Here is a 14,747-nt window from a genome sequence, read left to right as displayed (position 1 = left end):
ATCGCTAGCGAAATGGTCGCGCATTTTAACAGGGTCTGCGAAATGTGCAGCGACCATCCGACACTGTGACGCATCCCTCTATCTAAATTTGCCGGTTTTGTTACTTTCGCGCAGGATGCGTAAGAATTTTTATGCGAACGGCGATATCCGCAGCGCTTGAATGTTAATGTTAATCATTCAAATGAGTGGTTTTCGAAATGCCTGCCAATGCCGACAGCCATCGATTGTGCCAATACCCTAAGGAATGAGCTTGTCTACGCCTGTCGAACCCGTGCGGTTGCTGCTTCTGGCCGATGATCTGCAGTGGGCTGTGTCGTTGCGCGAGTGCCTGGCGCCGCTGGGGGCTGCGGGCAATTTGATCGAGGCCGCGTCCTGGGACGCGGTCTGCGATTTGTTTGACGAAGACCGGCCGGCGCTGCTGCTGACCACCCCGGCATTGCAACCGGCACCCGGGCGCTGCAGCCTGCCGATGGTCATGCTGCTTGAAGCGGAGCCAGAACAGGCCCCCATGGGGGTCAGTGACTGGTTGATCCGTGACACGCTTAACGTCGATACGGTGCGCCGCTGCCTGCGCCACGTGCGTGAGCGCGGGGTATTGGAAAACACCCTGCAACGGTTGGCCGAGCAGGACCCGTTGACTGGCGTGGCCAACCGTCAGGGTTTCCAGACGCTATTGGCCGCGCGCCTGGCAGAGTTCGAAGGGCGTGGGATTGCCTTGGGCCACCTGGACCTGGACAACTTTCGCCATGCCAACGATGCGCTTGGGCACCAGGCCGGCGACCGGCTGATCCTGCAGGTGGTGGCGCGGCTGAAAAGCCAGCTGGAAGCCGGGGATCAACTGGCCCGCCTGGGCAGCGACGAATTTGCCTTGCTGATCGACACCCGCCGCGACCCATTGCGCGCGGAGCGGGTGGCCGAGGGCATCACTGAAGCCATGGCCGAGCCCTACTGGATCGACGGCGAAAGCCTGTTGATCGGCTGTAGCCTGGGCATTGCCCATGCCCGCGCCCAGGCGGGTGCCGACCCATTGATGTGGCACGCACACATTGCCATGCAGCAGGCCAAGAGCACCCAGGGCTGTACCTTTCATATCTTCAACGAACGCATCAACCGCAACGCGCGAAGCCTGGCCGACCTTGAAAGCGAGCTGCGCCGGGCCTTGCGCCGCGACGAGCTGGAATTGCACTACCAGCCACGCCTGGACCTGGTCAGCGGCAACATCGTCGGCCTGGAAGCGTTGGTACGCTGGCGTCATGCCGAGCGCGGCCTGTTGCCGCCCAGCGAGTTCGTGCCCTTGGCCGAACAAAGCGGGCTGATCGTGCCGCTGGGCTATTGGGTGATCTCCCGCGCGCTGCGGGACATGCAGTCACTGCGCGAAAGCGGCCTGCCGCCGTTGCACATGGCAGTCAACTTGTCGTTCCGACAATTTCAGGACAGCCAATTACTGTCCACCTTGAGCCGCTTGATCAGCGAGCGGGGCGTGGATGCCCAGTGGCTGGAATTCGAGCTGACGGAAACTGCGGTGATGCGCCGTAATGACCTGGTCAAGCAGACCATGGACGCGCTGGGGCGCTTAGGGGTGAGGTTTTCGCTGGATGACTTTGGTACCGGGTTTTCGTCCTTCGTACACCTCAACAGCCTGCCGATCGCCCTGCTCAAGGTCGACAAGAGTTTTGTGGGTGGCATGGAGCAGCGCGAAGAAAACCGCAAGCTGGTGCACGCCATGATCAACCTGGCCCACAACCTGAATCTGGAAGTCGTGGCCGAAGGCGTGGAAACCCCCGAGCAACTGGCGCTGCTCAAGGGCTTTGGCTGTGATCAGGTGCAAGGCTACTTGATCAGCAAGCCTTTGCCTTTGGCCGAGCTGCTCGAATACTTGCTGTTTGATCTATCGCAGCAGGCAGTTCAGCGGCCCGGTTAGCCTGCGCCTGTGCCAGCAGGCGCTTGACCCGCCATTCAAAAGCCAAGGTCAGGCTCACGGCCGCGCACAGCAACCCCAGTGCCAGCCCCCACCACACGCCGACCGCGCCGCCGCCGAAGGTGAATGCCAGCAGCCAGGCCGCCGGTGCACCAATCAGCCAGTAGCACCCCAGGCCCACCAGGAAGGTGGTCTTGGCGTCCTTGAAGCCGCGAATGGCACCCATGGCGATGGTCTGTACGCCGTCGAACAGCTCGAACCAGGCGGCAATGGCCAACAGGCTGACTGCCAGCTGGATGACGTCATGGAAGGCCGGGTCGGCCTGATCCAGGAACAGCCCTACCAGCGCGTTGGGCGCCAGCCAGAACAGCATCGCAAAGGCCAGCATGGCGACCGCCCCGAAGCCGATCCCCACACGCCCGGCCAGCCGCGCCGCCAGCAGGTTGCCGCCACCGTAGTGCTTGCCGATGCGCATCGTCACCGCGTACGAAATCCCCGCCGGAATCATGAAGGCGGCCGAGACGATCTGCAGGGCGATCTGGTGCGCCGCCAGCTGCGTGCTGCCCATGGTGCCCATGCACAGCGCGGCGAAGGCGAACAGACCGACCTCGACCGCGTAGGTGCCACCAATCGGCAAACCCAGCCGCCACAGCTCGCGCAGGGCTGCGCTCGAAGGCCGCAGCAGGCCCTTGCGAATGGGGTAAGGCGCGTAGGCCGGGTGCCGGCGGATGTATAGCATCAGCACCAGGCACATGCAGTTGGCGACAATGGCCGTGACCAGGCCGATCCCCACGAGGCCCATCTTGGGCACGCCAAACAACCCGTGGATAAACGTGTAGTTAAGGGCGTAGTTGGCCACGGTACCGCCCAGGCTGATGACCATGATGGGTGTGGTGCGGCCGATGGCACTGGTGAAGCCGCGCAAGGCCATGAAGCTGAGGTAGCCGGGCAAGGCCAGGGGCAGTAAGAGTAGAAACTGGGCCGCGTTGGCGACGTTCTCGGGCGTTTGGCCCAGCGTCAGCAGAATCGGTGACAGGTTCCACAGCAGCACGGCGGCGATCAATGCCATGATCCAGGCCAGCCACAGCCCTGCCTGGGTCAGGCGCGCGGCCCCCACTTTGTCACCCGCACCCTGGCGGATCGCGACCAAGGTACCGACCGCAGCCATCACGCCCAGGCAGAAGATCGACACGAAGGAATAGCTGGCCGCACCCAGGCCGCCACCCGCCAAGGCTTGGGGGCTGATCTTGGCCATCATCAAGGTGTCGGTCAGCACCATCAGCATGTGGGCCAATTGCGAGGCGATCAGCGGCCCTGCCAACCGCAACAGGGCGCTAAGTTCGATACGGGCGGCGGCGGCATGCATGGCATCAGGCTCGGAAATGGAGGTTTGGCAGAGCCGTCAATTCTCGGCCTTTGCCAACGGATCCACAAAAGGATAAAAACGATGGCTGGCATGAGTTTTACTCATGCGAGTAGTATTCAGTGAAAGGAGCTATGCCCACGTAGGAATATTCGTTATGGCCCGTAATCTACCGCCTCTATATGCCTTGAGGGCCTTCGAGGCTGCCGCTCGACACAGCTCGTTTACCCGCGCCGCAGATGAGTTATCGATTACCCAAAGTGCGGTCAGCCGCCACATCCGCACGCTGGAAGATCACTTCGGCTGCCGGCTGTTCCAGCGTAACGGGCGCAACTTGCAGCTGAGCGAATCGGCTCGCCTGCTGTTGCCCGGCGTACGTGAAGGCTTCACCGCGCTGGAGCGGGCTTGCAGCACCTTGCGCAGCGAAGACGACATTTTGCGCATGAAGGCGCCGTCGACCTTGACCATGCGCTGGTTGTTGGCGCGCCTGAGCCGCTTTCGTCACCTGCAGGCCGGTAATGAGGTACAGCTGACCAGCGCGTGGATGGACGTGGACCATGTCGACTTCAACCATGAGCCGTTCGATTGCGCGGTGCTGCTGGGCAACGGGCATTTCCCGCAAGACTGGGAAGCCACGCTGCTGTTTCCCGAACTGCTGATCCCGGTCGGCTCCCCAGCGTTGATAGACGACCAACCCTGGGCAGTCGAGCAATTGGCGGCGGTGGAGTTGCTGCACCCCACGCCCGACCGGCGCGACTGGCGTGCCTGGCTGGAACGCATGGGCTTGCTGGAGGCCATTTCACTCAAGGGCGGACAGGCCTTCGATACCTTGGAACTGGGCATGATTGCTGCGGCGCGTGGCTACGGCGTGGCCATTGGTGACCTGTTGATGGTGGCCGAAGATGTAGCCCAGTTGCGCCTGAGCCTGCCGTGGCCGACGGCGGTGGCCAGTGGCTTGAGTTATTACCTGGTATGGCCGAAAACCCGCCCCGGTGGTGAGCGCCTGTTACGCCTGAGCGACTTCCTGCAAGCCGAGGTTAAAACCATGCAAATGCCCGCAGTTCAGGTCTTGTACTAGCGTTCCAGGTCGGCGCTTGCGCGCCACTGGTCAAACGTTTGCGAATAACCGCCCCGTGCGCTCAAGTATTGGCCCAGGCCGCCGAACCTGTAGGTGCAGGACCTCATTAGAAAGGTCCCATTTCCTATTAGAATTATGCCAGGCGCAATGACCAGATCCACAGGATCGGTGCGCCGGGTCTGGAGCCATAATGACTCAACCTCGTGCACGAATTGCTTCGCAACTTGGCGTTGCCCTGACGGTGATCCTCGCCGTCGTGATCAGCGGCAGCACCATTTTCGCCCTGCGCTCTTTGGACAGCGCCAACCTCGCCACTCGCCAGGAACACCTGGCCAGTGAGGCAAGGCTGATGGCCGACCAGCTCAGCACCTTCCACGGTACCCTGCGCGACAGCACCCAGCGCTTGAGCGGGCTGTTCGACAAGCGTTTTACCAGTGGCCTCAGCCTGCGCGCCGATGAACAGATCGCCGTGGCCGGCATGCAGACCCCTGGCCTGTATCTGGCCGGCAATGCGCTGAATAACAACTTCCGTGAGGTGGACGACTTCCGGCAGATGACCGCGGGCGTGGCGACGGTGTTCGTGCGCAAGGGCGACGACTTTGTGCGCATCAGCACCTCCCTGAGCAAACAGGACGGTACGCGCGCCATCGGCACCTTGCTCGACCATCAACACCCGGCCTACCAGCGCCTGATGGCCGGGCAAAATTACGTGGGCCGCGCGGTATTGTTCGACCGCTCCTACATGACGCAGTACACCCCGGTCAGCGACAGTGCTGGCCGCGTGATCGCCGTGTTGTTCGTCGGGTTTGATTACACCGACGCGCAGAACGCCCAGTTCGACAACCTCAAGCGCTTCCGTATTGGCCAGACCGGTTCATTGGCCCTGCTCGACGAGAACAACCACTGGCTGGTGCCGCCGGCTGGAGTCAAAGACCTCGACCAGGCGACACAATCGCTCGACGACTTCATCAAACACCCGGGCAAGGGCGCCTTCTGGAGCGATACCAACGAAGACTTCTACACCGTTGCCGTGCCGTTTGCCGGAGGCCCGTGGGATGTATTGGCGACCATGCCCCAGGCGGAGATCCGGGCGGTCACCTGGAGTGTCGGTACTCGCCTGGCCATTGGCAGCCTGCTGGCGATGCTGATCTCGGTGGGCGCGGCCATGTGGTTGCTGCGCAGCAAGCTCAGGCCGCTGGGCGACCTGGTGCGCCAGGCCGAAGCGCTGGGCGCGGGCGATCTGCATGCGCGGCTGAGTGTGTCGAGCAATGACGAGATCGGCCAACTGGCGCGCAGCTTCAACCAGATGGGTGAAGCGCTGTCGACCATGGTGGTGCACATCCGCAACGCCGCCCACGAGGTCAGCACGCGGGCCCAGGCACTGTCGGGGCTGTCCACCGGTGCGTACGAAGGCATGGAACAGCAGTCCGGCGAAATCACCAGCATGGCCGGTGCCGTGGAAGAGTTCAGCGCCACTTCGCTAAATATTGCCGACAGCATGGGCAACACCGAGCGGGTCGCCAAGGACAATGCCGAGCAAACGCGCATCGGCCGCAGCTCCATGGACGAGGCCTCATCCTCGTTGCAACAGATCTCCGGAGCGCTGAACAGCACCGGCACGGTGATCAACACCCTGGGGCAGCGATCCCAGGAAATCGGCGGGATTGTTGGGGTGATCACTTCGATTGCCGAACAGACCAACCTGCTGGCCTTGAACGCCGCCATCGAAGCCGCCCGTGCCGGCGAGCAGGGTCGTGGGTTTGCCGTGGTTGCCGATGAGGTGCGCAGCCTGGCGTCACGCACGCGTCAGGCCACCGACGAAATCTCGAGCATGATCGGCAGCATTCAGCACGAGACCAGCAACGCCATCAGCACCATGGAGCAAGGCCGCGAGTTAATGGAAGAGGGGTTGTCGCGCAATGCCAAGGTAGCGGCGGCACTGGCGCAAATCGACGAGCAGAGCCGCTCGGCCGGTCAGCAGTTCGCCGCGATCACCACGGCCACCCAGGAGCAGAGCAGCACTGCCACCTTGCTCAGCAGCAACCTGCAGAGCATCGCCTTGGCCAACAGCGAGCAGCGCGAAGTGGTCTCCAACCTGGCCATTACCGCCCGTGAACTGGAAGGCCTGGCGGCGGAGTTGCGCCAGGAAGTTAACCGCTTTCGCGTCGACCGCTAGAGGTCCAGGCTGGCAAGGCCCAGTTGCGCCGCGCACGCGTCCAGTGAGCGGCGCTGGCTGTCGGCGTACAGCGCCAGTTCATCCAGCACGCTACTGCCCAGCGCCTGGTGGAAGGCCGCCTGGGTCGAGCCACCGGCATAGTGGCTTTGGGCGTTGTCGCCCAGGTTGGACTGGAATATCCCGGCGGCGCTTACCGGCAAGAAGTCCTCATACACCAGTGGTTCGAAACGCAGGTGCCCGGCCGCCAGCAACCCTGGCAGGCTGGTGGGACGGTTCTGCTCGTTGCGTGAGGCCTTGCCGGTTTCGGTGACGAAATAGCGGAAGTAGGCCAGGCCTTGCTCGCGCAACTGTGCCAGATCATCCGGAAAGTCTCGGAACTGCTCACCCAGCAAGCGCATGTATTCCATGGCGTTGCCTTCGCTGGGGAAACCGGCAAGCGCCTCTCGGGACTGGTTCAGCAAACGGTCGTACAACGAACGCCCCTCGGGGGTGAGCGCGGCGCCGCGCTGCTCGATTTCGCCAAAGCGCGCGGTGTGGCTGCCGTTGGCGGCGCCTGGTTGATCGGTGAACGCAACGTTTTCCTGCAAGGCCTTGAAGCTGGTCTGGCGCAGCAGAATCGGGTGCTTGCGCGGTGGCGGGCCCTCGATCACGGCTTTGGGCGTGATGCCCTTGGCTGGCATGTCGGCCTGAACCGCGTCGATGTCCAGCGTGCGCGGGGTCAGGTGGTTGATGTGCGGGCCCTTGAACGCAACCACGTCGGCGATCAGCCGATGCTGGTCGTGCAGTTCACGGTATTGCTCGGCCGTCACGGTGGCGTCGTGGTGCCAGCGAAAGGTTTCCAGTGCCTGGCTTACAAAATCGTTGGCATCGTTGAGGCACAGGCCGCCTTCGGCTTCGAAGCGGTTGATCAGCTCCAAGGCCCTAGGGGTAAAGATCTGCCGGCGGGCAAGGATCGTTTCGGCCAAGGCCCGAACGTTGCCGTCCTCGATCAGTTCGAGGCGCAGCAACGAGGTGAACACCCGAAACGGGCTGACCTGCAGCGACTGCTCGTGCACCGCGCGAAATGCCGTGGAATGCACCGGCACGCCGGCTGGCGTCAGGTCGTAGTAGCCAACCGGTTGCATCCCCATGACCGCGAACAGCCGGCGCAACGTGCAGAGTTCGGCTGCTGTGCCGACCCGGATGGCGCCGTGGCGCTCCGCGTCCAGGCGCTGGATTTCGCCGGTGCGTTGCAGCGATTCGGCGAGGTGCGGTTGTTGCGCCATCACCCTTTCGTTGGTTTCCCCGACCAGGGCCAGCAGGTCCGCATAGAGTGGCACCTCCTGCTTGTACATGTCCGACATCGCCATGGAAAATCGCGCGCGAATCTCGTCGGGGCTGACGAAACCTTGGGTGGTCATGGGAAAACTCCTGTGGTGAGCTGCCTTATGAAAGCGAGGAATGCTGGACCTGCGCAAGCGAAAAAAAGTGCTTGGGTCATTCCGCCAGGTTGCGACCCGCCGCCCCTACAACTGCGCTTGAATCCACCCCACCAAGGCCCTCACCTTGGGCACCTCCGCCGAATGCTCGGGAAATGCCAGGTGGTGCGCGCCATTGCTGCGCATCGCGTGGGCCCAGGGCACTACCAGTTTGCCTTCGCGCAAGTCCTGCTCGACCAGGTAGCGCGGCACCAGCGCCACGCCGCAGCCTGCCTGCGCCGCACTCAAGCACATGTAGAAGGTATCGAAGCGTGGTCCGTGGTAGCTGTTGGCCGAGTGCAGGCCCTGCTCCAGAAACCATTCGTGCCAGGCTTCGGGGCGCGAGGTGCTTTGCATCAGCACCAGGTGCGACAGCTCTTCGGCGCTGAGCAAGTTTTTGCCGTCGAGCAGTTCGGGCGCGCAAACCGGGATCACTTCTTCGCCGAACAGCTCGATACAGGTCGCCCCGGGCCAAGTGCCCTGGCCGAAGAAAAACACCACGTCGGCCTTGGCTTGTAGCACGGCGAACGGTTCCAGCTCGTTGCGGATATCCAGATGGATATTTGGGTGCGCCTTGCCAAAGCCCTTCAGGTGCGGGATCAGCCAGCCCACGCCGAAGCTCGGTTGCGTGACCACGGTCAGCACTTCGGTTTCCTGGCCGTAAGACAGGATGTAGCGGCTGGACATGTCGACCTGGGTCAGGATCTTGTGCACTTCGGCCAGGTACAGCGAGCCTGCCGGGGTCAACTGTAGACGCCGGCGAATGCGCAAGAACAGGTGGTGGCGCAGCATCTCCTCCAGTTGTGCCACTTGTTTGCTGACGGCGCTCTGCGTCAGGTGCAATTCTTCGGCCGCGCGAGTAAAACTCAAGTGCCGGGCGGCGGCCTCGAAACACTGCAGGGCGGTCATCGAAGGCACGAGGCGTTTGGACATGTCGTTCTCGCTGGAAAGCTAAGCACATCATTACCAGCGGGAATGATGTGGCGAATAAAGGTCGTTTGTAGCGCAAGAGGCTGCGGATTAATACTGATCCCACTCAACGAATACAACCACTCATCGTATGCAGGAGAAGAAAATGGTTGATGGACTGCTTCAAGGCCTGGGTGTCCCGGCTAACGCCTATACCCACGGCAACCATCCCGTTCATACCCCCATCGATGGCAGCCAGATTGCCTCGGTTACCCTGGAATCGAAAACCCAGGTGCTGGGCAAGATCGACGTCGCCCAGCAAGCCTTCCTGGCCTGGCGCGACGTGCCGGCGCCGCGCCGCGGTGAGTTGGTGCGCCTGTTTGGCGAAGTGCTGCGTGAGCACAAAGCGCAATTGGGCGAGCTGGTTTCGGTGGAAGCCGGCAAGATCACCCAGGAAGGGCTGGGCGAAGTGCAGGAAATGATCGACATCTGCGACTTCGCGGTCGGCCTGTCCCGCCAGCTTTATGGTTTGACCATTGCTTCCGAGCGCCCGGGCCACCACATGCGTGAGTCCTGGCACCCGCTGGGCGTGGTCGGGGTGATCAGCGCGTTTAACTTCCCGGTGGCCGTGTGGGCGTGGAACACCACGCTGGCGCTGGTGTGCGGTAACGCCGTGTTGTGGAAGCCCTCGGAGAAGACCCCGTTGACTGCCCTGGCCTGCCAGGCGCTGTTCGAGAAAGCCCTGAAGAAATTCGGCGAGGCCCCACAAGGGCTGTGCCAACTGATCATTGGTGATCGCGAAGCCGGCGAAGCCCTGGTCGATGACCCGCGGGTGCCACTGGTCAGTGCCACCGGCAGCACGCGCATGGGCCGGGAGGTCGGCCCACGCGTCGCCGCACGCTTTGGCCGCAGCATTCTGGAGCTGGGCGGCAACAACGCCATGATCCTTGCGCCAAGCGCCGACCTGGACCTGGCCGTGCGCGGCATTCTGTTCAGTGCCGTGGGCACTGCCGGGCAGCGCTGCACCACCCTGCGCCGGGTGATCGTGCACAGCTCGATCAAGGATGAGGTGGTGGCACGCGTCAAGGCCGCCTATGCCAAGGTGCGCATCGGCGACCCACGCAAGGACAACCTGGTCGGCCCGCTGATCGACAAGGCCTCTTTCGATGCCATGCAAGGCGCATTGGGCAAAGCCCGTGACGAAGGCGGCGAGGTGTTTGGCGGCGAGCGCCAATTGCAGGACCAGTACCCGAATGCCTACTACGTGACCCCAGCCATCGCCCAAATGCCGGGCCAGACCGAGGTGGTTCGCCACGAGACCTTCGCGCCGATCCTGTACATCATGGCCTACGACGAGTTTGAAGACGCCCTGCGCCTGAACAACGAAGTGCCGCAAGGTTTGTCATCGTGCATCTTCACCACCGACCTGCGCGAAGCCGAGCGCTTCCAAAGTGCATCGGGCAGCGACTGTGGCATTGCCAACGTCAACATAGGCACCAGCGGTGCCGAGATCGGCGGCGCATTCGGCGGCGAGAAGGAAACCGGTGGTGGCCGTGAGTCGGGCTCCGACGCCTGGAAGGCCTACATGCGCCGGCAGACCAACACCGTCAACTATTCCCGCGAACTGCCGCTGGCCCAGGGCATCGTCTTCGACTGAGGTTCCACCCACTTCCCTCTGGTTTGGCAAGGTTGTAGTCATGACTCAATTGCGTCAGGAATGTCTTTGGGAACACCTTACGCCGCAGCCGTCTTCGGCGGCGGCATTGGCCAGTTCAATCAGTGCCGATGCCTGCGTGATCGGCGGCGGCATCACCGGCTTGTGCGCCGCCCTGCAGTTGCTCGAGCAGGGCAAGCGCGTGGTCGTGCTGGAGTCGCATCAAGTGGGCCATGGTGGTTCGGGGCGCAACGTGGGGCTGGTGAACGCCGGTACCTGGATCCGCCCCGATGATGTCGAAGCCACGTTGGGCGTCAAGCAAGGCAGCCGCTTGAATACCCTGCTGGGCGAGGCCCCGGCGGCGGTGTTCGCCTTGGCTGAGCGCCTGGGCATCCAGTGCCAGGCGCATAACCAAGGCACGCTGCACATGGCTCACAACACCGCCGGGGTGACCGACCTGCAAGCCCGTCACGAGCAGTGGAGTCGGCGCGGCGCTCATGTAGAGCTGCTCGACGGTGCACGCTGCGAGGAGTACTGCGGAACCGACAAGATCGCTGCGGCCTTGCTCGACCATCGCGCCGGCACCATCAACCCCATGGCGTATACCCAAGGGTTGGCAGCGGCCGTGGTGCGCCTGGGCGGGCAATTGTTCCAGCATTCGCCGGTGCAGGGGTTGCAACGCGACGGCGATGGCTGGTTGGTAAAAACCGCCAAGGGCGCGGTCAGCGCGCAGAAAGTGGTGATTTCAACAGGCGCGTACACCGAGGGCGACTGGACCGACCTGCAGCGCAATTTTTTCCGTGGTTACTACTATCAGGTGGCCTCCAAGCCACTCAGTGGTGCTGGCGCAGATGATGTGCTCAGGCACGGCCAAGGCTCCTGGGATACCCGCACGGTGCTCAGCAGCATCCGCCGTGACGATGCCGGGCGTTTGTTGCTGGGCAGCCTGGGCCGGCTCGATAACAAACCGGCGTGGTTCGTGCGCAGTTGGGCCGACCGCATCCAGAGCCATTACTTCCCGAAACTGGGCAAGGTTGAGTGGGAGATGCACTGGACCGGCTGCATCGACTTTACCCCAGACCACTTGATGCGCCTGTTCGAGCCGGCACCCGGGATCGTTTCGGTGACCGGCTACAACGGACGCGGCAATACCACGGGTACAGTGATCGGCAAGGCGCTGGCGGATTACCTGCTCACTGATTCGCGTGATGGTTTGCCGATACCGTTCTCACCGAACAAGCCGGTATCGGGCTCGGCGTTGCGTACGGGGTTTTACGAGACGGGCTTTTCGCTGTATCACGCGGGGCAGTGCTTGCGGGTGGTACTTTGAAATCCCTTCGCGGATAAATCCGCTTCTACACGGGTTGTGCAGGGGCGAATTTATTCGCGAGGCAAGCGCCGCTATTTTTTGTGCAGCCAATTGAGAAACCCGCCGCGCTTTATCTCTGCGGGTTTTTGCAGTAACAACGACTGGCTCGCCCGCTGCCGGTAGTGCTGCAACTTGGTCAGCGCTGCTTTGACTTCGCTGCGCTGCTCTACCCCGGCGCGAATCGCTTCCTTGTCGATACGGAACAGAATGCAGGTGGTGAGGGTGCGGAACTCCGCCTCCGAAGTGCCTTCGGTGATGATGTTCTCTTCGCCCATGATCTCCCCCGGGCCCATCCTGCCGGCCTCCACCAGGGCGCCGTTGCTGGGGATGAGTGCCGATACCACGCCAGTGCCAATGATCAGCAAATGCTCGGAAACCGCGCCCAAGGCCAGTATCACCTGGCCCGCCGGGTACTCCACCGGCAGCATCTTCAGGCTCAGTTGGTCCTTGTCTTCACTGCTCAGCGAGCGGAATACCTTTACCTCTTCGAGCAAGGTGCGTTGACGTGTCCACGGCTGGTTGGCGATGTCGCTGTTCCACACCACGCCTGCGGCTTCCAGGTGCCGATGGGCCAGGTCGAACAGCAGGTTGCGGACCTCGCCCTTGTTCTCCATGGTGTTGATGAAGCCGCAGGCCTCGTACTCCATGAACTCAACGCTGGCGCTTTTTACCGACACCTTCGGGCGCGGTGAAATCATCAACGCCGAGGTGCCTTGCAGGGCCCTGTCCAAGGCGTCGAGTACCCGCTGCGGGCGAACCTGGGTGGGCACCTGGATCAGGATGCTGACGCCATGCACGTTTGCCGGGCGGCTCAGGTTGATGATCTTGGCCTTGGCCGCCACCGAATTGGGGATCACCACCAGGCTGCTTTGGCTGGTCAGCAGGCGGGTGGCGCGCCAGTCGATGTCGATGACCTTGCCTTCGGTTCCATCAATCGAAATCCAGTCATCGATCTGGTAGGGCTTGGTGGTGTTGAGCACGATCCCGGAGAACACGTCACTGAGCGTGCTTTGCAGCGCCAGGCCGACCACGATCGCCATCGCCCCGGACGTGGCCAGCAGGCCCTTGACCGGCAGTTGCATCACATAGGCGGCCGCCCCGACGATGGCGACCAGGAAGATCGCCGCCCCGATCACATCCTGCAATAGCCGGCCGGTGTGGCCGTTGCGCTGGATAAGCAGGGTGCCGATGACCACCGTGAGCAAGCGTGCGGCAAACAACCACCAGATGATCTCGAGGATCGTCGCCATCAGGTTAAGCGCCAGGTCATCGGGCCAGGGTGCCGGTTGCAGCGGGCTCAGGCCAGCCGAAATCAGTACCCAGCTGAACAACACAAAAGCGCTGATGCGCGCCAGCAAGCGGGCAACGCGTTGCTCGGGCGGCACGCCATGCCAGACCGCGATGTCCAGCAACAAAAAGGCGGTGCCGACCAGCAAGGGATGGTTGTCAATGAGGCTGAACATGACGCGCTCCAAGGGCGGCGCTGCGCCGACGATGCTCAGATTCTAGGCAAAGCGCAGCCGTTACAAGGGGCAGAGAGAAGTATTGCTGTCAGCCAATGCGCTTGGCACTGCTGGCGCGCACATGCAGCACCGGTTTGTAGAGGATTGACTGCACCGGTTTGCCGGCCAGGCGCGCCATCAGCATATGCACGGCCTCGCGGCCCATCTGGCGCATGGGCACGGCGATGCTGCTCAAGGCGATGGGCAACTGCGCGGCCAAGGGCGTGTCGTTGTAGCCGACTACGGCAATGTCACGACCAACTTCCAGCCCGTGATCGCGTAGGGCGCCCATCAGGCCGATGGCGAGGAAATCGTTGACGGCGAAAATCGCCGTGGGCAATGCGCGACCTTGTGCCTGATGGCTGCGCAGCAGGTGTTCGCCCGCATCGCGGCCCGCCAACGTATCGAAAGCCCCCGGCAGGATCAGCTCGGGGGCAATCTCGCAGCCTTGCTCGCGGTAGAACTCCACGAACCCGCGCGTGCGGTCTACACCCGTGGAGGCGTGGCGTTCACCGGCCAATACCGCGACATGGCGGTGCCCTGACTCGAACAGATGCTGCGCGACCAGCCGGCCCCCCAGCACGTCGTCGCAGCCTACGCTCAAATGCTCCGGGTGGGTGCGGCACACCAACACGTAGGGGATATTTTTCCCGGCCAGCTTGTCCAGCAGCGGTTGCTCGCTTCCCACGTGGGAGTCGCTGATCAGCAGGCCCGCCACTTGATGGCGCAATGCACGTTCGGCGCGCTCCTGCTGGCGGGACGGGTTGTCGACGGTATTGGACACGAATGTGACATAGCCGGCTTCGTCCGCCGCCTCGTCAATGCCCTCGTAGATAGTTGCCATTACCAGGTCGGAGAGTTTTGGCATCAGCACCCCCAACTCTTTGCTGCGCCGGGTTTTCAGGCTGGCGGCCTGGGCATTGGGGCGATAGTCCAGCTCCTCGGCCAACTGGCGAATGCGTTGCACCACCTCGGCTGAGGCCGCCTTGCTGGCCATTTTCGCATCGCCATTGAGCACCCGCGACACGGTGGAAATATCCACGCTCAAGGTCGCGGCCATGGATTTGAGGGTGACGGGGCGGTTGCTGCTGGCCATGCGCGAGATTCGATTGGCAGTAAAACGGTGATTTTCGCACTTTTTCCGACAGTCGCCGAATCTAAATGAATTTTCGTCTACCCAAACGATTGACTAAATTGGATTGGGCTTTTAGATTCGGTTAACCCAAACGTTTGGGTTTGTTCTTCAAAAGACGCCAAAAATAACAATAACGCTAGGTTGGTTCCCTTGGGCCCAGCCATTCCTCTGCCAAAATTCTGCATT

At 62.4% G+C, this 14,747-nt stretch carries 10 protein-coding genes; 5 read left to right on the top strand and 5 right to left on the bottom strand.

All coding sequences use genetic code 11. The features are described from left to right. Positions 1–250 precede the first annotated feature (250 nt). Positions 251–1,921 carry a putative bifunctional diguanylate cyclase/phosphodiesterase gene (locus L9B60_RS10755; RefSeq protein ID WP_249678468.1) on the top strand — a complete coding sequence of 557 codons (1,671 nt, stop codon included), beginning with the start codon at positions 251–253 and terminating at the stop codon, positions 1,919–1,921. On the opposite strand, the gene L9B60_RS10750 is transcribed toward L9B60_RS10755, so the two are convergent. Next, positions 1,839–3,284: a NorM family multidrug efflux MATE transporter gene (locus tag L9B60_RS10750; protein WP_249678467.1), complete on the bottom strand. Its 1,446-nt coding sequence runs from the start codon at positions 3,282–3,284 to the stop codon at positions 1,839–1,841. The two genes, L9B60_RS10755 and L9B60_RS10750, sit on opposite strands and share 83 nt — an antisense overlap. Positions 3,285–3,438: 154 nt before the next feature. On the opposite strand from L9B60_RS10750, the gene L9B60_RS10745 reads away from it, so the two are divergent. Continuing rightward, positions 3,439–4,359 carry a LysR substrate-binding domain-containing protein gene (locus L9B60_RS10745; protein WP_249678466.1) on the top strand — a complete coding sequence of 307 codons (921 nt, stop codon included), beginning with the start codon at positions 3,439–3,441 and terminating at the stop codon, positions 4,357–4,359. Positions 4,360–4,549: 190 nt separating this feature from the next. Then, positions 4,550–6,535, top strand: a complete 1,986-nt coding sequence (locus L9B60_RS10740) for a methyl-accepting chemotaxis protein (RefSeq protein WP_249678465.1) — start codon at positions 4,550–4,552, stop codon at positions 6,533–6,535. Here the strand turns inward: L9B60_RS10740 and hglS are convergent. Beyond that, positions 6,532–7,935, bottom strand: coding sequence for a 2-oxoadipate dioxygenase/decarboxylase HglS (gene hglS, locus L9B60_RS10735; protein WP_249678464.1), 1,404 nt, complete (start codon positions 7,933–7,935; stop codon positions 6,532–6,534). The two genes, L9B60_RS10740 and hglS, sit on opposite strands and share 4 nt — an antisense overlap. Positions 7,936–8,040: 105 nt before the next feature. Beyond that, positions 8,041–8,925 (bottom strand): LysR substrate-binding domain-containing protein, encoded by an 885-nt coding sequence (locus L9B60_RS10730; RefSeq protein ID WP_249678463.1) that lies wholly within the window; start codon positions 8,923–8,925, stop codon positions 8,041–8,043. 142 nt (positions 8,926–9,067) lie between these two features. Here L9B60_RS10730 and amaB point away from each other — a divergent pair, with 142 nt between their 5' ends. Then, positions 9,068–10,558 (top strand): L-piperidine-6-carboxylate dehydrogenase, encoded by a 1,491-nt coding sequence (gene amaB, locus L9B60_RS10725; RefSeq protein WP_249678462.1) that lies wholly within the window; start codon positions 9,068–9,070, stop codon positions 10,556–10,558. Between the two features lie 40 nt (positions 10,559–10,598). Continuing rightward, complete coding sequence (gene amaA / locus L9B60_RS10720) at positions 10,599–11,885, top strand: L-pipecolate oxidase (RefSeq protein ID WP_249678461.1); 1,287 nt, start codon at positions 10,599–10,601, stop codon at positions 11,883–11,885. Positions 11,886–11,956: 71 nt separating this feature from the next. On the opposite strand, the gene L9B60_RS10715 is transcribed toward amaA, so the two are convergent. Beyond that, positions 11,957–13,387 (bottom strand): mechanosensitive ion channel family protein, encoded by a 1,431-nt coding sequence (locus tag L9B60_RS10715; RefSeq protein WP_249678460.1) that lies wholly within the window; start codon positions 13,385–13,387, stop codon positions 11,957–11,959. 88 nt (positions 13,388–13,475) lie between these two features. Continuing rightward, positions 13,476–14,522: a LacI family DNA-binding transcriptional regulator gene (locus L9B60_RS10710; RefSeq protein WP_249678459.1), complete on the bottom strand. Its 1,047-nt coding sequence runs from the start codon at positions 14,520–14,522 to the stop codon at positions 13,476–13,478. Positions 14,523–14,747: the final 225 nt, after the last annotated feature.

This window comes from Pseudomonas abieticivorans (assembly GCF_023509015.1).
GTDB lineage: Bacteria > Pseudomonadota > Gammaproteobacteria > Pseudomonadales > Pseudomonadaceae > Aquipseudomonas > Aquipseudomonas abieticivorans.
Note: the sequence above shows the minus strand (reverse complement) of the source record. Positions and strands in the feature narration are given on the sequence as shown.

What these genes read in the sequence shown, in the direction of transcription:
- amaB (WP_249678462.1), top strand. Translation starts at nt 9,068, where the DNA reads ATGGTTGATGGACTGCTTCAAGGCCTGGGTGTCCCGGCTAACGCCTAT.
- L9B60_RS10745 (WP_249678466.1), top strand. Translation starts at nt 3,439, where the DNA reads ATGGCCCGTAATCTACCGCCTCTATATGCCTTGAGGGCCTTCGAGGCT.
- amaA (WP_249678461.1), top strand. Translation starts at nt 10,599, where the DNA reads ATGACTCAATTGCGTCAGGAATGTCTTTGGGAACACCTTACGCCGCAG.
- hglS (WP_249678464.1), bottom strand. Translation starts at nt 7,935, where the DNA reads ATGACCACCCAAGGTTTCGTCAGCCCCGACGAGATTCGCGCGCGATTT.
- L9B60_RS10730 (WP_249678463.1), bottom strand. Translation starts at nt 8,925, where the DNA reads ATGTCCAAACGCCTCGTGCCTTCGATGACCGCCCTGCAGTGTTTCGAG.
- L9B60_RS10750 (WP_249678467.1), bottom strand. Translation starts at nt 3,284, where the DNA reads ATGCATGCCGCCGCCGCCCGTATCGAACTTAGCGCCCTGTTGCGGTTG.
- L9B60_RS10740 (WP_249678465.1), top strand. Translation starts at nt 4,550, where the DNA reads ATGACTCAACCTCGTGCACGAATTGCTTCGCAACTTGGCGTTGCCCTG.
- L9B60_RS10715 (WP_249678460.1), bottom strand. Translation starts at nt 13,387, where the DNA reads ATGTTCAGCCTCATTGACAACCATCCCTTGCTGGTCGGCACCGCCTTT.
- L9B60_RS10710 (WP_249678459.1), bottom strand. Translation starts at nt 14,522, where the DNA reads ATGGCCAGCAGCAACCGCCCCGTCACCCTCAAATCCATGGCCGCGACC.